The 16,632-nt window shown below is 44.5% G+C and carries 14 protein-coding genes; 3 read left to right on the top strand and 11 right to left on the bottom strand.

Annotated elements, in window-relative coordinates:
- Positions 1 to 81: 81 nt before the first annotated feature.
- On the bottom strand, positions 82 to 1,104 hold the full coding sequence (locus BLW49_RS08625) for an NADH:flavin oxidoreductase/NADH oxidase (protein WP_090724100.1): 1,023 nt from the start codon (positions 1,102 to 1,104) through the stop codon (positions 82 to 84).
- A gap of 148 nt (positions 1,105 to 1,252) precedes the next feature.
- Here BLW49_RS08625 and BLW49_RS08620 point away from each other — a divergent pair, with 148 nt between their 5' ends.
- Positions 1,253 to 2,077, top strand: a complete 825-nt coding sequence (locus BLW49_RS08620) for a polysaccharide deacetylase family protein (protein WP_090724098.1) — start codon at positions 1,253 to 1,255, stop codon at positions 2,075 to 2,077.
- A 72-nt stretch (positions 2,078 to 2,149) separates the two neighbouring features.
- Here BLW49_RS08620 and BLW49_RS08615 read toward each other — a convergent pair whose 3' ends face one another.
- The 3 genes from BLW49_RS08615 to BLW49_RS08605 form a co-directional block, all read right to left on the bottom strand.
- Positions 2,150 to 2,815, bottom strand: coding sequence for a 3D domain-containing protein (locus BLW49_RS08615; protein WP_090724097.1), 666 nt, complete (start codon positions 2,813 to 2,815; stop codon positions 2,150 to 2,152).
- Positions 2,816 to 2,973: 158 nt separating this feature from the next.
- Positions 2,974 to 3,696, bottom strand: a complete 723-nt coding sequence (locus tag BLW49_RS08610) for an amino acid ABC transporter ATP-binding protein (RefSeq protein ID WP_090724095.1) — start codon at positions 3,694 to 3,696, stop codon at positions 2,974 to 2,976.
- Positions 3,683 to 5,134, bottom strand: a complete 1,452-nt coding sequence (locus BLW49_RS08605; RefSeq protein ID WP_177178683.1) for an ABC transporter substrate-binding protein/permease — start codon at positions 5,132 to 5,134, stop codon at positions 3,683 to 3,685. The genes BLW49_RS08610 and BLW49_RS08605 overlap by 14 nt, the downstream gene beginning before the upstream one ends.
- A 235-nt stretch (positions 5,135 to 5,369) precedes the next feature.
- Between BLW49_RS08605 and BLW49_RS08600 the strand changes: the two genes are divergently transcribed.
- Positions 5,370 to 6,542 (top strand): M20 family metallopeptidase, encoded by a 1,173-nt coding sequence (locus BLW49_RS08600; RefSeq protein ID WP_090724094.1) that lies wholly within the window; start codon positions 5,370 to 5,372, stop codon positions 6,540 to 6,542.
- Between the two features lie 248 nt (positions 6,543 to 6,790).
- On the opposite strand, the gene glgA is transcribed toward BLW49_RS08600, so the two are convergent.
- Both glgA and glgB read right to left on the bottom strand, forming a co-directional pair.
- Positions 6,791 to 8,221 carry a glycogen synthase GlgA gene (gene glgA / locus BLW49_RS08595; protein WP_090724092.1) on the bottom strand — a complete coding sequence of 477 codons (1,431 nt, stop codon included), beginning with the start codon at positions 8,219 to 8,221 and terminating at the stop codon, positions 6,791 to 6,793.
- Between the two features lie 54 nt (positions 8,222 to 8,275).
- Positions 8,276 to 10,336: a 1,4-alpha-glucan branching protein GlgB gene (gene glgB, locus BLW49_RS08590; RefSeq protein ID WP_371264547.1), complete on the bottom strand. Its 2,061-nt coding sequence runs from the start codon at positions 10,334 to 10,336 to the stop codon at positions 8,276 to 8,278.
- A 166-nt stretch (positions 10,337 to 10,502) separates the two neighbouring features.
- Here glgB and BLW49_RS08585 point away from each other — a divergent pair, with 166 nt between their 5' ends.
- On the top strand, positions 10,503 to 11,726 hold the full coding sequence (locus BLW49_RS08585; protein WP_090724090.1) for a glucose-1-phosphate adenylyltransferase: 1,224 nt from the start codon (positions 10,503 to 10,505) through the stop codon (positions 11,724 to 11,726).
- Between the two features lie 81 nt (positions 11,727 to 11,807).
- On the opposite strand, the gene BLW49_RS08580 is transcribed toward BLW49_RS08585, so the two are convergent.
- Genes BLW49_RS08580 through BLW49_RS08560 form a run of 5 tightly spaced genes read right to left on the bottom strand, consistent with a single transcriptional unit; the run spans position 11,808 to position 16,568 of the window.
- Positions 11,808 to 12,335: a GNAT family N-acetyltransferase gene (locus BLW49_RS08580; protein ID WP_090724089.1), complete on the bottom strand. Its 528-nt coding sequence runs from the start codon at positions 12,333 to 12,335 to the stop codon at positions 11,808 to 11,810.
- Between the two features lie 26 nt (positions 12,336 to 12,361).
- A complete protein-coding gene (locus BLW49_RS08575) occupies positions 12,362 to 13,795 on the bottom strand; it encodes a sensor histidine kinase (RefSeq protein WP_076312750.1) in 1,434 nt (477 codons plus the stop codon).
- Positions 13,792 to 14,490 (bottom strand): response regulator transcription factor, encoded by a 699-nt coding sequence (locus BLW49_RS08570; RefSeq protein WP_047910605.1) that lies wholly within the window; start codon positions 14,488 to 14,490, stop codon positions 13,792 to 13,794. The genes BLW49_RS08575 and BLW49_RS08570 overlap by 4 nt, the downstream gene beginning before the upstream one ends.
- Entirely contained in the window at positions 14,491 to 15,822 is a 1,332-nt protein-coding gene (locus tag BLW49_RS08565) for a hypothetical protein (RefSeq protein ID WP_076312751.1), read from the bottom strand. It lies immediately after the preceding gene.
- A gap of 20 nt (positions 15,823 to 15,842) precedes the next feature.
- Positions 15,843 to 16,568 (bottom strand): phosphonate ABC transporter ATP-binding protein, encoded by a 726-nt coding sequence (locus tag BLW49_RS08560; RefSeq protein WP_090724087.1) that lies wholly within the window; start codon positions 16,566 to 16,568, stop codon positions 15,843 to 15,845.
- Between the last annotated feature and the right edge of the window lie 64 nt (positions 16,569 to 16,632).

Raw genomic sequence — 16,632 nt, 5'->3', positions numbered from 1 at the left:
TCTATAAGCATTCTTCTTCATAACTCAGCAAGCTGCTTCTAATCCAATATTACGAATCAAGTTGAAAAGCGTTTCAAATAATTAAAATCCTCTTAAATAAGGCTTGGGTATAGACTGCTTGCCGCCAATGGCTTGAGATGCGTGCAGAGCCCAGTACGGATCACGCAGCATTCCCCGACCGACCGCAACAAGATCGGCTTGACCCGATTCAACCACGTTTCTCGCATCCTCATAATCCTCCAGCAGGCCGACAGCAATTACCGGAAGCTCCAGCTCATTCTTGAATATATGAGCAAGATCCACCTGATATCCGGCTCTCGCCGCAGGACCTCCATCCGAACCGATCGGGCCCTCTCCTCCAGAGGTAATATGGAAGATATCTACACCCGCATCCTTATATTTTTGCCCGAGTTCAACCGCATAACGGACATCATAGCCATGATCTACATATTCCTTCGCTGAGATGCGCATGATGATCGGCATATCACTTGGAATCACTTCTTTTACCTCAGTGATGATCTCAACACCGAATCGTGACAAATCCTGGCCATATTCGTCCTCACGGATATTTGTGAGAGGAGAATGGAATTGATGAATCAAGTAACCATGTGCTCCGTGTATTTCAATCGTATCAAACCCAGCTTCTACTGCCCTTCTCGCCGCTTCTTTATAATCAATAACCAACTGCTTCACTTCTTCATACTCAAGCGCTCTTGGCATATCATACCGCTCGCTGAATGGAATGGCAGAAGGTGCAACAGGCGGTTTCGCATCTTGAGCCTTGCGGCCTGCATGCCCCAGCTGAATCCCGATCTTACAACCGTAGGAGTGAACAGCGTCCACCAGCCTGCGATAGGATGGAATGTGATCATCACTCCATAGTCCTGTATCCAGATTAGTAATTCTTCCATCCGGATGTATACCCGTCATTTCAACAATAATCAATCCCGTACCGCCTACAGCACGGCTGACATAATGTACGTAGTGCCACTCATTAGGAATTCCATCCTCCTCCGTAACACTGTATTGACACATCGGCGGCATGACCACGCGATTTTTTATTTCCAGGCCCTTTATCTTAATTGGCTCAAACAATTGGCTCAAGTGCTCCTCAGCTCCTCGTCCTTTTTTCTAGAATAATATCATCCTGCTAAGGTTATAACAAACAGGTAATGACTTGTAGTTATTCACGTTGTTGCATAAAGCGATGCCGTTTAGCCATTCAAATACATAAAAAGGAGTTAAATGATTTATGAAGCGTTTGTCATTTTACATCTTCATTTTATTGCCCTGTGTTGCCATTATTAGTGCTTTGATTTCCACTGACTTATCGGCTGCCTTCTATAAGAATCATACAAATGCTGACCAGCCAGCAGCCATTCAGAAGCCTGATTCTTCAAATGCTTCCTCAAAACATCATCCGCCGACTCTGGGACAGCTCCGCAAGAAATACAGCCATTACTTCCTGACCAATGGACCCAGAGTTAATAAGGTAGCTCTGACATTTGACGATGTTCCTGATCCTAGGTTTACACCTCAAATACTCGATATTCTTAAGAGCCATGGTGTAACAGCTACCTTTTTCGTGAATGGTCATCGGATTGCGAAATATCCCGACATTTTTAGGAGAATTCATGAAGAAGGTCACGCCATCGGTAATCACAGCTACTCCCATCCTAACTTTAACCGATTGACCGTTCCTGAATTTGTGAATGAAATTCAAAGAACAGAGCAGGCTGCCTATCCAATTATTCATTATTATCCAAAAATGATCCGTCCCCCTTATGGCGAGATTACCGAGGAACAATTAAAGTGGGCTGCTGACAACTCCTATCGTATTGTGAATTGGAATGTAGATTCTCTCGATTGGAAGGGACTCGGTAAAAACGAGGTTATACAAAACATTATGTCTGACATCAGACCAGGAGCGATTGTGCTTCAGCATGGTGGAGGTGGAGTAGGCTCAGATCTCAGCGGTACGATTCAGGCTCTTCCTGAGGTAATTACTAGGCTCCAAGCCTTGGGCTATGAGCTTGTCACGGTACCTGAGCTGCTCGGAATCAGCCTGGAAAAATAAAAAAACTCGTGAAAGCCCCTGGCTCATCACGAGTTTGCTGATTATTCAAATATTTGAATTCAAATTCTTAGCTTATTCTTTAATGAAATATAATTTCACGTCCTGTATTCCGAATTCACTTACAAAGCCCGGACTTCCAGGAATGAAGATATCAATCTTGTTACCTTTTATTGCACCGCCAATATCCGTCGCCGTGGCTACATAAGCCTTATCAGGCAGCCCGTCATGGGAATGTCCTGTTACGAGTACCTTGGTACCAAGAGGGATGACATCAGGATCAACCGCAATGGTACCAAGCTTCAGATCATTACCGAAATAATCGACCGCTCCATATCCGCCGTTCTCCGCAGGATCGGAGGAGTAGGCTGTCGCTTTGACATTCAGTGTTTTGCTATAATCAAATGTCTTGCCCCAAGCCTCTACCACTTTGTTCGAGCTGTCTACATTTAAGCTTGCAGTCACTGCCTGGTTGCTGTTGCTGCCAGCCGCTTGAGCCGTTAATTTCGATGTCGTTGGAATTGTAATCTTCAGTCCGCCATAGATGTTGTATGGTGAGATATTATTATTTGCATTCATTAATTGTTGTAAATTTACTTTATACTTTTTGGATAGGGTGTAAAATGTGTCCCCTTCTACAGCAGTATGAATCTTTGCCGCCTGCGCGGGAACAACCTGAACCATCAAAGCCGCACTTAAGATCGCTGCAGCAATGCTAGTCTTCTTGAAAGATTTAAACATATTGTCCTCCCTCATGAATTTGACTGACGTAAATATATCACAATTTTGTAACCTTGTATTATGTAAATGTTGGAAACCGTAAATTAATCAGTCTAATTCATACACAAAAATACCCCAGACATCAATGTCTGGGGCAGTTTCATTACAGAATATAATCGTTATAATACCTTGCTGAGAAAATCCTTTGTACGTGGATGCTGAGGGTTTGTGAATACTTCCTCTGGCGTTCCTTCTTCGACGATCTTACCGCCATCCATGAATAGAATTCGATCACCCACTTCACGGGCAAAACCCATCTCATGAGTGACGATGACCATCGTCATTCCGCCTTCAGCAAGCTTCTTCATGACATCCAGCACTTCTCCAACCATCTCGGGATCCAGCGCTGAGGTTGGTTCATCAAACAGCATGACATGCGGCTGCATCGCAAGAGCTCGCGCGATCGCGATACGCTGCTTCTGTCCGCCTGACAATTGGTTTGGATAAATGTTTTTCTTATCAGACAATCCCACGGTTTTAAGAAGATCATCGGCAATTTTGTCAGCCTCTTGTGCAGCAATATTTTTAACCGTGACTGGGGCAAGCGTAATATTCTCTCCTACTGTCTTATGTGGAAACAGATTAAAGTGCTGGAATACCATGCCCATTTTTTCACGGGTAGAGTTAATGTTATGCTTCGGATCCGTTATCGAATTACCTTCGAACAATATGGTTCCATCTGTCGGCACTTCCAGCAGATTCAGGCAGCGTAGAAATGTACTTTTGCCTGATCCCGAAGGCCCAATTACGACGACAACTTCGCCTTTACCGATCTCGATGTCGATTCCCTTCAGAATATTTAGATCCCCAAAGGATTTATGCAAATTTTTAACGCTTATCACTTGTTCTCAACTTCCTTTCAAATGCACCTAACAGCTTGGACAGCATGAAGGTAAGGATGAAGTAGATGACCGCGGCAATGATATACGGGCTCAGACCTTGATACGTAATACTGCGAACCGTATTCGCCTGGTACATAATATCCATCATACCGATAACGGAAATGATAGACGATTCCTTAATAATGGTAATAAATTCGTTACCGATGGCAGGAAGGACTGTCTTCATCGCCTGCGGCAAAATGATATGTCTTAGTGCCGCTCCACGCGTCATACCGAGTGAACGGGCAGCTTCCATTTGTCCTTTGTCCACTCCCTGAATTCCTGCTCTGAAAATTTCTGCAAGATAGGCGGAGCTGTTAATGGATAATGTGATCACACCCGATTGCAGCGGTGACAGATTTATGCCAAATACCAGGGCCAAACCATAGTGAATGATCATCAGCTGAACGAGCATTGGTGTACCGCGCAGCACCTCAACATAAGCAGTACCCAGCCACGCAAGAACCTTAATTCCCGACATGCGAACCAGTGTAATGATTAGACCAATCAGGAAACCGAAGATGACACCCAGAGCGGATAGCAATAACGTGTATCCAATCCCTTTGGCATAATAGCTGCGGTATTCCCAAGCTACTTCAAAAATATTTTTGTCTCCAGTTTTGCCTGCTGCCAGAAGACTTGCTTCCTCTACCATTTCCGTAATTCTGTCGTCTGCTTTAAGCTCAGCAAGTGTTTCATTGATGACGGCCAGCAGCTCCGTATTCCCCTTTTGTACACCGATCGCAGCATCGGATTCCGATTCATCCGGTACAGCATCAGCAAGCACAATGTCATCATTTAGGTAACCGGCAGCAACGGTATCCTCTACGATCAGCGCATCTACCCGCTCCGTTTCAAGCTGCATTATGATATCGCCGATCTTATCCAGTGAGGTTATACTCGCATTCGGCACGCCCTGCGCAATTTCCTCTTGAACAGAGCCTTTCTGAACACCAATCTTCGTATTTTCAAGATCAGCCATCGTCTTGTACTTCTCAGTATCTTCAGCACGAATCACGACAACCTGTCTTGCTTTATAATATGGATCGGAAAAATCTATGCTTTGCCGACGTTCATCCGTCGGAGTCATACCGGATATTACAAGGTCAACACGACCGCTCTGCAGTGCTGGAAGCAGGCTGTCAAAGCCCATATCCTGGATGACCAGCTCTGCTCCCATCTTCTCCGCGATTGCCTTTGCAATTTCGATATCAAAACCTACAATTTGATCTTGACCATCTATCGTTGTATGAAATTCATAAGGGGGAAAATCTGCACTAGTTCCCAATATTAGCTGTTTGTCACTATTAGCATCCTGTGCATAAGCCGTCTGAAGTCCTGCAGGAAGCAGGATGAGCATGCACATAAAGAGCATTAGCAACCGAAATGTTTTCTTCAAGCCTTGTCTCTCCTTAACTTACATATAATTAAATTATTAATAATCGAAACATCATTATAAGTGAAAATGTATGAATATGCAATGAACTTCCAATAATTTTCACGCTTATTCGTCGGAAATCGACTCAAACAGTATGAATTCGACAAAGTTAAAGACGACATTATGCTGACAGTGCTATAATGCTTGTGTAATAAGGCCGTTTATATTCAGGCCGCCACGAGGAGAGCGATTTGAATTGAGCAAACAAACCATTAATCAAACCATTGATCAATATAGTTCCCGTTTCAAAGAGATTTCATTATATATTGGTCAGAACCCGGAGCTCGGTAACGAGGAATTTCTTGCATCCGCAAGACTTAAGGAAGAACTTATTTTCCATGGCTTTGAAGTCGAAGCACCTGTGCTTGGCCTTTCGACCGCATTTATCGGTACTTACAGCGCTGCTAAGCCCGGACCGCGAATTGCACTGCTGTGTGAATACGATGCCCTTCCTGAACTAGGGCATGCCTGCGGCCACCACTTAATCTGTATGATGAGCTTAGGCGCTGCAGTTGGTCTCAAATCCGTCATTGATGAGATCGGGGGATCCATCAAAGTATTCGGAACCCCTGCGGAGGAAACCAAAGGAGCCAAGGTACCCATGGCTGCTGCCGGATTATTTGATGACTGTGATATTGCCATGATGACGCATCCGTTCTATGCATATGAGAAATCAGGTACTTCCCTGGCCATGGATGCTATTCAATTTGAGTTCTTTGGTAAATCCTCACATGCAGCCGCAAGCCCCCATGAAGGGATTAACGCACTTGATGCCGTTATTCAAACGTTTAACGGAATTAATGCCTTCCGTCAGCAAGTGAAGAGCACGGTTCGGATCCATGGCATTATTAACCATGGCGGTGAAGCTGCCAATATTATTCCGGATTACGCCTCAGCCCAGTTTTATGTCCGGGCATCTACACGTAAAGAGCTTGAAGTGCTGACGGAACGTGTCATTAAAATTGCAGAAGGAAGTGCTCTTCAAACCGGCTGTACTTTGAAGACCTCCAATTATGAAACTTCATATGATGAAATGAACACAAATGAGATTTTGTCTGATGTCTTTAGCGCGAACTTAATAGAGCTTGGTATTAGCGAGGGCGAGATCAGTACCGGAGACGATCACGGCTCCATGGATATGGGCAATGTATCTTTAAGAATTCCAGCCATCCATCCATACATCAAAATTATTGAGGAGAAGTATGCGCTTCATTCAAAAGAATTTAGAGATTTGGCTATGGAGGAACGAGCACTCTCAGGCATGCTTCTCGCTGCCAAGGCTCTCGGAAACACGGCGTATGATGTCATCACACAACCAGAACTGCTTACCCGCATTAAAACAGCCCACCGTGCAGTAAATAACATTTAAATTCAGCAAATGAATCAATTTCATCAATTATTATCAAGGTGGCTTAGAAACTATATATCCCCTTGATTGAAGCAGCTAAAGGTATTATGAAATTGATTCAAATAACATATATTAATTCCCCTCAAAAGAAAAAGAGTACCGAGTGTAATTTCTCGGTACCCTTTTTATTATGAAGCGAATAAGTTAAAGCCTTATTCTACCCACGAGCTCAAGCTAGAAGCGCTAAGTTAAGTCTCATGTAAATCACCTTATCGCAGCCTATCGTATATATCCAAATAGGCTTCTGCCGATACTTCCCAGCTGTAATCTCCGTTCATCGCATTGGACATGATCTTCTCCCAATGATCCTTTCGATCATAGAACTGCATTGCTCTTCTAATTGTAAACAGCATGTCATGTGCGTTGTAATTGGTGAAAGTAAAGCCTGTTCCTTCTCCTGTAAACTCGTTGTATGCCTGTACCGTATCATTCAGTCCGCCTGTCTCACGTACAATCGGGATGCTTCCATACTGCAATGCGAGCAGTTGACTGATTCCGCAAGGCTCAAACATGGAAGGCATCAGAAACAGATCACTGCCGGCATAGAATCTTCTGGATAAGCCTTCATTGAACCTTATTTGCGCTGACATCTTCTCAGGATGACGAAGACCTGCCTCATAGAACCAGTGCTCGTATGCATGTTCACCCGTACCCAGCAGAATAAACTGGACATCATCATAATACAATAGTTCATCAAGTGTTCTGCATACCAGATCCAGACCCTTGGACTCTACAAGACGAGTAACCATTGCGATAACAGGAACCTCAGGTCGAACGGGCAATCCAAGCTCCTGCTGTAGAGCAGCCTTATTTTTTAGTTTTAAATCCATATCTACTGAGGTATAAACCGCAGCAAGATCTCTATCGGTTTTAGGGTTATAACTGTCCGTATCAATCCCATTAACGATTCCCGACAGCTTGTTGCCAAGCGATCGGAGCAGTCCATCAAGACCGTAGCCGTAGTGAGCTGTCTTAATCTCCTCAGCATAAGTCGGACTAACCGTGGTCACATGATCGGAGTACACTAAACCGGCCTTCATAAAGTTAAGATTACCGTAGTACTCTACACCATCCATCGTAAAATACTGATCGTGTAAATTTAATAAGTCATGATGTACCTCATACGGGAATATACCTTGATACAACAGATTATGAATCGTAAACACCGTTCTAATCGACTGATATTCAGGGAGATGATCATAATGCGCCTTTTTGATTAGCGGAATCATTCCTGTATGCCAGTCATGACAATGAATGACATCCGGCTCGAAATCCAGATATGGTATTACTTCCAGAACTGCACGATTATAGAAGGCGAATCGTTCACCATCATCCATATAACCGTATATTCCATCTCTGCCGAAGTAATATTCATTATCAAGGAAATAGAATGTAACGCCGTTATGAACGAGACGCTCTACTCCGCAATACTGCTTGCGCCAGCCGACGTATACATCGGCCACCGTTACAGGCTCCATCTTCTCACGGTAACGGTCATTGATGCCTTTATATTTGGGTAACACAACTCGAACATCAACCCCATTTTTACGCAATGCCTGAGGCAATGCGCCGATGACATCGGCCAGTCCTCCCGTTTTGATGAATGGATGCCCTTCTGCTGCGGCGAATAGTACATTCATTAGTGCTTCCTCCTTGATCGATGCTTTCGCTCTACATATATACTGCTGGTGTGTTTATACAATCGGGACATCCTGCAGTGCTTTCTTAGTTTGTCGTTTTTTGGGCTTGACAGCTTTTTTCTTATCCTGTGCAGTCTCACTTTTGAGATCCACAGGCTTAGCGTCCGCTTTTACTCTGCCACGGGTTGTCTTCTTCAAAATAACAACACTGAGTGGCGGAAGCGTGAGAACTAGACTGTTCTGCTGTCCATGCCAGGAAGTTTTCTCTGTGCGGATCTCGTTATTTACATGCTGCCCTTCTCCGCCGAATTCTTTATAGTCACTATTAAAAATTTCTGTATATGAACCAGGTCTTGCAATTCCAATGCGATAATTCTGTCTAGCCACAGGCTGAAGATTAATGACTACGATCAGGGTGTCACCTGGCTTCTTGCCTTTTCTGAGATAGGAAATAACACTTTGTGAGTGATCATCTGCTGATATCCATTCATAGCCTTCACCCGAGTGATCCAGTTCCCATAGTCCTTTTTCGCGAATATACAGTTCATTCAGCGCCTTAGAATAGGCATGGAGCTTACGATGACTCTCATAATCCAGCAAGAACCAATCTAGGGGCTCTTCGTCCTTCCATTCGATAAACTGACCGAATTCCCCTCCCATAAAGAGCAGCTTTTTGCCAGGAAAGGTCATGAAATAACCGAGGAGCGTACGAAGACCTGCGAATTTCTGCTCATAGCTGCCTGGCATCTTGTCCAGCAGCGACTTCTTCCCATGCACCACCTCATCATGTGAAAGAGGTAGCAGGTGGTTGTCCGCCTGTGCATATACGACAGGAAAGGTCAGCAAATTGTGTTTATTCGGCCGATCATGGAAATCCGTTTTGAAATACTCCAATGTATCGTTCATCCAGCCCATATTCCATTTGTAGTTAAAACCGAGTCCGTCCGCGAATACAGGGCTTGTCACGCCAGGCCATGCACTTGATTCTTCAGCCATCATCAACGCATTAGGATAATAGCGGTAGATCGTCGTGTTTAACTGTTTAATAAAATCAATGGCTTCCAAATTTTGGACACCGCCAAACTCATTAAGAGCGTATTGACCTTCATTTTTTTCAAAATCCAGCCTTAGCATACTGGTAACCGCATCAATACGCAGTCCATCTATATGATATTTTTCCATCCAGTAAATGGCGTTAGAGATCAGAAAAGATCTCACCTCAGGCTTTGAATAATCGAAGCTCAGCGTACCCCATCCCGGCTTATCGGATTTGAGCGGATCCGCGTATTCGTAGAGCGGTGTACCGTCAAACATGCGAAGTCCGTGCGCATCTCTGGCAAAATGAGCGGGTACCCAGTCTAAAATAACGCCTATCCCTGCTTGATGAAGCTGATCAATCAGAAACATCAAATCTTTAGGAGTACCATACCTGCTGGTTGGGGCAAAATAACCTGTATTCTGATATCCCCAGGACAGATCGTAAGGATGTTCACTCAGCGGCATGAACTCGACATGAGTATAGGACATTTCATGAAGATAAGGAATGAGCAGCTCCGCCATTTCACGGTATGTATAAAAGCTCATGTCATCCTTTTGCTTCCATGTTCCAAAATGCATTTCATATATATGGAGCGGTTTATTATAAGGCTCCTTCTGTTTGCGACGCCAAGCCGCATCATGCCATACATATCCTTCGATATCCGCTGTTATCGATGCCGTTGCCGGTCTTACTTCTGCATGGAAGGCATAGGGATCTGCACGGAGCAAGGATTCACCTTGGGGAGAAATAATATGATATTTGTAAAAAATTCCTTCTTTTATTTCAGGAAAAAAACGAGTCCAAAGCCCCGAATCGGGTATCTTATATAAGAGATCAGACTCGTCAAGGCCATGATAACCGTTCCGATCGTGAGCAAGACCCACTTTTATCGCGTTGGGAGCCCATACCGTAAATCGGTAACCCTTAACTCCGTCTTCCACAACGGGGTGTGCCCCCAGAAAGTGATGACTGAAATGAGACGTCCCTTCATGAAAATAATAAATATCTTCAGAAGTGATGGATTGTTCCAACCATTTGTTCTCGATCAAAAGATCACCTGCTTTTTTAATTAGAATTTCAAACACATTATTACCCCATTTTCACCAATTTGAATAGCAAAAATAGCTCAAAAAACATTTTTTTATTTATTTCTCAAGTTTTCTGAAAATGTTGTTTCACGGATGAAGGTCGCCGTTTAATAATATCTCAACGTCAACATTAACATTCGGGAGGGAAAACGAAATGGCTAAGAAAGATTGCATCGCCATGTTGCTCGCAGGAGGAGAAGGAAAGCGCCTTGCGCCTTTGACATCGAGCATTGCTAAACCTGCTGTTCACTTTGGTGGAAATTATCGAATTATCGATTTTCCTCTCAGCAACTGTGTAAATTCAGGAATCGATACAGTAGGAGTATTAACACAATATGAGGCTGAATCACTGCATCAGCATATTGGTGAGGGTGAGCCTTGGAGACTGAACCAATCAGGCGAAAACGGCATATCACTCCTTCCATCATGGAATATCGGTTGTGAAGAAGGATATTGCGGAACTGCTGATGCTATATATAAAAATATGGAATTTATCGACCAACATGATCCAGAGGACGTACTTATTCTCTCCGGAGATCACATTTATCAAATGGATTATCGCGAGCTGCTTCAATACCACACCAACAAAGGTGCTAAGGCTACAATCGCTGTTATTGAAGTGCCATGGAATGAGGCGCATCGCTTTGGTGTGATGGGTGCGGATGAAGACATGCGTGTTACCGAGTTCGTTGAGAAGCCAGCAAAACCAGAGAGTAACCTAGCTTCAATGGGTATTTATGTATTTAAGTGGAGCTACTTGAAGGAGCATTTGCTTCGCGATGCAGCCATTCAGGAATCTGGGCATGACTTTGGTAAAGACCTGATTCCCGCTATGCTTACAAGCGAAGATCCGCTATATGTATACAACTTCAACGGGTACTGGAAAGATGTTGGCACCGTTCAATCACTGTGGGATGCCCATATGGACCTCTTGAACGGAATAACCTTAAACAAGGAAACTGAACAAACATGGCCGATGTTTACCCGCCAATGGCGTACCAAACCAAGTGCCCATAAACCGAGAACAAGCAGCTTCGACACTTGTATGGTTCATGATTCATGCGCCATTGAAGGAAATGCAGACCGTTCGGTCATCTTCTACGGTGTCGAGATTGGTAAATCCAGTTCCATTAAAGACAGTGTAGTGATGCCGAATGCGAAGATTGGTCGTAATGTAACAATCGAGCACGCGATTATTGGCGAAGGTGCCATCGTAAGAGATGGCGCAGTCATCAAAGGCAAAGTGGACGAAATCGTGGTCATTGGACCTTATGAGACCGTCGTTTCTAAGCCTGCGGTACGTACTCAGCCTAATCGTCTGCTCAAAGAAGTATATGAAAAAACAGGCCGCCTTCGTGCGGAAGGCTTATCCTCATAATAACATTTTCAAATGAAAAGAGCACCCCTCTTATAGGAGTGCTCTTTTCACTTTCTATAATACCCGCGCTTACTTACGTTCTTATCGTTCGTACAAATTAACGACCCGGACCCCCATATCCGTTACACCTTGATGCTTGAACCCAAGACCTTGGTAAAATGCGTTCAGCTTAGGACTGTGCGTAATACAATCCAGCCTTAGTGCCTTCTTACCTTGGGAGAGGACAATCTCTTCTGCCGCTTCAAGCAGCCACTCACTAATTCCACGTTTCCGGAACGCTTGGCGAACCGTTAGTCGATGCAGATAGCCGTATTGATCATCATTAAGCGGGCCCCAATACGATGGATCACTGCCTTGCAGCGTGAACATACCGACTGGTTCTTGGTTCAGATAAGCGGCATATACTTCACGGTCATCAAAATAGGAGCGGACAGATTCCGGTGTAAACATGTCCGGTGTCCAATGCTTCAATTCGCTTGCGACCATCCATTCCGCTGCTTCCTTCAATAGAAATACAATATCATTCGTTTCATCAGGGGTGGCTTTAACGAGTACAAGCATGCCCTCTTGTTCTTCTCTTTGCTTAATGAGCTCCAGATTGTCTAACACGATCTCTCTCCCCTTCAATAACCATTTTATGCTTCAATGGTTCCTTGCTGATCCTGCTCCTCATGAGACTCTTCCTGCAAGGCAGGCAAACGAACCGTTACTGTCGTCCCGTTGCCGAGTTCACTTTGCATGTTCATGGTGCCCCCATGAAGCTCGATGAGCTGCTGGCTGATAGCAAGTCCAAGACCCGTACCTCCATGCTGGTGATCCACTTGATAGAAGCGGTCTTTTACTCTTGCTAAGTGTTCTTCACTGATGCCGATCCCCGTATCCTGAACCGACACGATGATGAACTCATCTTCCCGTTGAAGTGTAATGTGGATCCAAGAATTCATGTGCGAGAACTTGATTGCATTGTCAATGACATTCAGAAATACCTGCTTCAAACGATTGCCATCGCCAAGAATAAGATATTCCTCTTCCTCAGCGTCCATCTTCAGCTGGATTTGCTTCTGCTCTGCCTTGGCCCATACATTCAGCATCACTTCCTGCATGATTTCACGTACACTAACCGGACCTTTAACCATTTTCATTTCGTTTTGCTGCAGTTTGGAGAAATCAAGCAGTTCCTCTACAAGCCCGATTAATCGATTCGTTTCATTCGATATAATCTTTAGACCCATCCGCGTCTCATCAGGATCATAACCTCCGGATTCAAGCGTTTCGTTCCAGCCTTTGATGCTGGTAAGCGGCGTCCTGAGCTCATGAGAGATCGACGAGATAAAATCATCCTTGACCTGGTTACTGCGCACAATTTCTTGAGCCATATAATTCAGCGTAGAGGCCAGCTCTCCAATCTCATATTTGTAATCCCCTTCAATCCGAACATCAAACCGGCCCTTTGCCATTTCAGCGGAGACTCCTGTAATAATGTTGATGGGCCTTACAATGGAATTGGCAAGCCCGATACTTATCGTAAAGACGAGCACGAGGACACCAACGACAATCAGACTGGACCAGATAAGGATATCAATCAATGCTTCATTGACACGCTCCATGCTTGTTACGTAACGGGCGATGTACACATTATCATTACCGTAGTCGATCTTCGTCGACACGGCCATTACAGACTCACCCGTTACGGAGTCTTTCCCGATCCAACGCCCTGTGCTTCCCTTCAGTGCCTGAGGTATGTCACTTGTCTGAATTGTCCGGTCGGACTCGAAGCCTGAGGACAAGGCAAGTACATTTCCTTCTGTATCCAATATCTCAAGTGAGGTATTGTCCAGCTTGAGATAGTACATCAGATTGGAAATAAACGAGCTTTCGTTGCTGCTGTCTATAAATGAAGAATTATAGTATCGGATTACATTTTTCGAATTGGATTCAATGTAATTATAGATACTGTCATAATAATATTTCTGCATCGCAACCAGGAAAATAGATTCGATCAGCAATAGCGCAAGCAGAACGAGAATAAAATATTGCAGAACTATTTGCCTGCGTATGCCTTTCATCATTGAGCTCTACCCTTCCACTTGTAGCCATGCCCCCAAACCGTTTGCAAGTATTCCGGCTCTGAAGGGTTGTCTTCAATTTTTTGCCGCAGACGCCGAATGTTCACGTCCACGATTTTGGGATCTCCCATATATTCTTTGCCCCAGACATGATCTAGAAGCACATCACGACTAAGCGGTGTATTTTCTTTCTCCAGGAAGAATTGCACCAGTGAAAATTCGGTCGGTGTAAGTTCAATTGCTTGACCGTTTCTTTTGAACAGCTTAGAAATAAGATCTAATGAGAACGGACCTGATTCAAATGTGACCTTGGCAGCTGTTTCACGGTGAACGTTCACTCTCCGGAGCAATGACTGAATCCGTGCAATAAGCTCAGTAGGACTAAATGGCTTGCTGACATGATCATCCGCTCCAACGGATAACGCATAGACTTTATCTTGCTCCTGCACCTTAGCTGTCAAGAAGATGATCCCGATGCGTTCGTTTGTTTCCCGAATTCTGCGGCAGACTTCAAAGCCATCTATTCCAGGAACCATGACGTCCAGAAGCGCAATATCGATATCATTTACAGAGTTGATAATTCTCATGGCCTCCATGCCGTCTCCTGCTTCAAGCACTTCAAAGCCGTTTCGCTTCAAGTTCAACACGATAAAACTGCGGATCGATTCCTCGTCTTCCATAATCAATACTTTACTCATTTATTCACTCATTCCTTCCTGTTCCATCTCTTGCGGGATATTATCCGATTCAGTTACACCTGCCTGTTTGGGTAAACGATATCCGATGACCTGATTGCTCGACCGGACGATCTGTTTCCATTCAACTTTTACTTTCTCCCACTCATCAAGTGAGAAGAATTTGATCTCTGCTACGGTCTCATCCGTATCGACCAGCTTGAAGCGAAGGTATTTATCCTTGACCGATTTCGTATCCAGTGTAACATTTCCGTGCTGCTCAGGCTTAAGGTTGAAATAAAAACGATCCTGATCATCACGGTACTGCTGCATGACAAAGGTCATGTCATCCTTCCCGTTCCACTGATAGAAGGAATAGAAGTAGAGCTTCTCGCTGTCGACGAACATCTCCCATCCTGGCGGAATTTCCAGCAGTCCAAATTCAACAATTCCATCGTTGTTAATATCTTCACTTATAATTTTTCGTGGCTTGAAGGTGATATCAATTCCTTTATAGGCCTCAACAAGCTGGTTGTTCTCCATATACACAACATCTGTATAGGAATTTGACGCATCTAGACCAATATCAAGCAAAATACCTGTATGATTCGGTGAAATTTTACCCGCTGATACGTTGTAGAAATCCCTCATGCGAGTTTCGATTGTCAGCTTGTCAATCGGTTCGAATACTTCATCTTTATATTGATAGACCGTTACGGTCCCTTGACCGCTTGTCGGCAATATATTCATAATCGTCAGATCATTAATTCCGTCACCATTCATGTCCATCGGGTTGCGGGACTCATCTACAATGACATACTTGGAGTACGGCATTTCCAGTATTTTTTGAAGGGTGCTGCCATTATAGCTATAGGATGCGAGCCAGTTCTGAGCATTCTGCTCTACACTGTTGGAGAAGCCGGCGATAATCTCCAGATCGTCATCTCCTGTGATGTCCTGCAGCCGAAAGGAATTGAGGACGGATCCAAGACCATCAAAGGTTAATTTCTTGACCCAGGTAACCCCTCGCTTCTCTAGCACCATCCCATGAATTTTTACTTCTTCATCTGGTGTGTCGTAGAAGACGACAGCCTCCATTATTCCGTCATTATTCAAATCCTTCTGAATAATCTTGTTAGACATCTCTCTTGGCTGTGTAATCGTAGAGCCTTCAGGCAATTCCCCCTGAATAACGCTGAGCAGATTCTCCCGCTCCGATGTCAGCTGCGGCGTTTTCATAAGCGACTTGGGATCGTTGAAAGAATCAAGTCCGTTCGCGCAGGCAGTAAGCAGCATAAGTACGGCAAACAGCAGCACTGCATGAAATATCCTTTTTATATGTTGTGCATTTAACACCTGATCACTCTTTCCACTCGTTAAATCTTGTTTTTTTCGTGCATGGTCAGACGCCGGCCCCGGATATCAAAGGCAATCCTTCCTTCGGAAAGTCCCCATATCCTTGCCGCGTGACGTTCCGCAAGCTCGATAGGCAGGACGGCAATCACGGTAACATTATCTTCCGAGCACAGCTTTTTAAAATTCTCAAGCACACTGTCTGCTGACTTCGGATCGAGTCCAATGACAGGCTCATCTGCCAGGATAACCTTGGCACCATGAGTGAGCGCTCTGGCGATCGCCACACGCTGCCGCTCTCCCCCGCTGAGCTGTCCAGCCTTCATATGGGCTTTATCAAGCAAACCAACACTCTCAATAATGTCCATGGCTCCCATATAATCATCCGAACGCACCATTCCCGTCACCATTCTCCACCAAGGCGTTTGCCCAGAACGTCCAATAAGCACATTCTTGAGCACCGTCTTATTCGTGAACAGCTCTGGGTTCTGCTCTAAATAGGCCCACTCGCGCTTAATCTGCTTTTTACCAGCATAACCAGCACCAAAGATATCAGTACCATGTACCGTAAATTTTCCTTTATCCCATTGTTCCTTCAGGGCCAAACAACGAAGAAGCGTGCTTTTGCCGCTGCCGCTGCCGCCCACAATCCCGATAAATTCCCCTTGCTGCATGTCAAAGCTTATCTCACGAAGCACCGGAAGTTTGTCCGGACCTACGCTTTTTGCTAGATTCTCTACTCTGATCATTTACGCTTAAACTCCTCTTATCCGTAGATTGTATATTCTTAGTTTATTGGAAAAAGAGTCGATT

Source organism: Paenibacillus sp. PDC88, assembly GCF_900106725.1.
Taxonomy (GTDB): Bacteria; Bacillota; Bacilli; order Paenibacillales; family Paenibacillaceae; genus Paenibacillus; species Paenibacillus shunpengii.
This window is presented reverse-complemented; position numbering and strand designations above follow the sequence as displayed.

Coding starts and splice junctions, on each gene's coding strand:
- glgA (WP_090724092.1), bottom strand. CDS start 8,221: ATGAATGTACTATTCGCCGCAGCAGAAGGGCATCCATTCATCAAAACG.
- BLW49_RS08575 (WP_076312750.1), bottom strand. CDS start 13,795: ATGATGAAAGGCATACGCAGGCAAATAGTTCTGCAATATTTTATTCTC.
- BLW49_RS08620 (WP_090724098.1), top strand. CDS start 1,253: ATGAAGCGTTTGTCATTTTACATCTTCATTTTATTGCCCTGTGTTGCC.
- BLW49_RS08615 (WP_090724097.1), bottom strand. CDS start 2,815: ATGTTTAAATCTTTCAAGAAGACTAGCATTGCTGCAGCGATCTTAAGT.
- BLW49_RS08585 (WP_090724090.1), top strand. CDS start 10,503: ATGGCTAAGAAAGATTGCATCGCCATGTTGCTCGCAGGAGGAGAAGGA.
- BLW49_RS08570 (WP_047910605.1), bottom strand. CDS start 14,490: ATGAGTAAAGTATTGATTATGGAAGACGAGGAATCGATCCGCAGTTTT.
- BLW49_RS08560 (WP_090724087.1), bottom strand. CDS start 16,568: ATGATCAGAGTAGAGAATCTAGCAAAAAGCGTAGGTCCGGACAAACTT.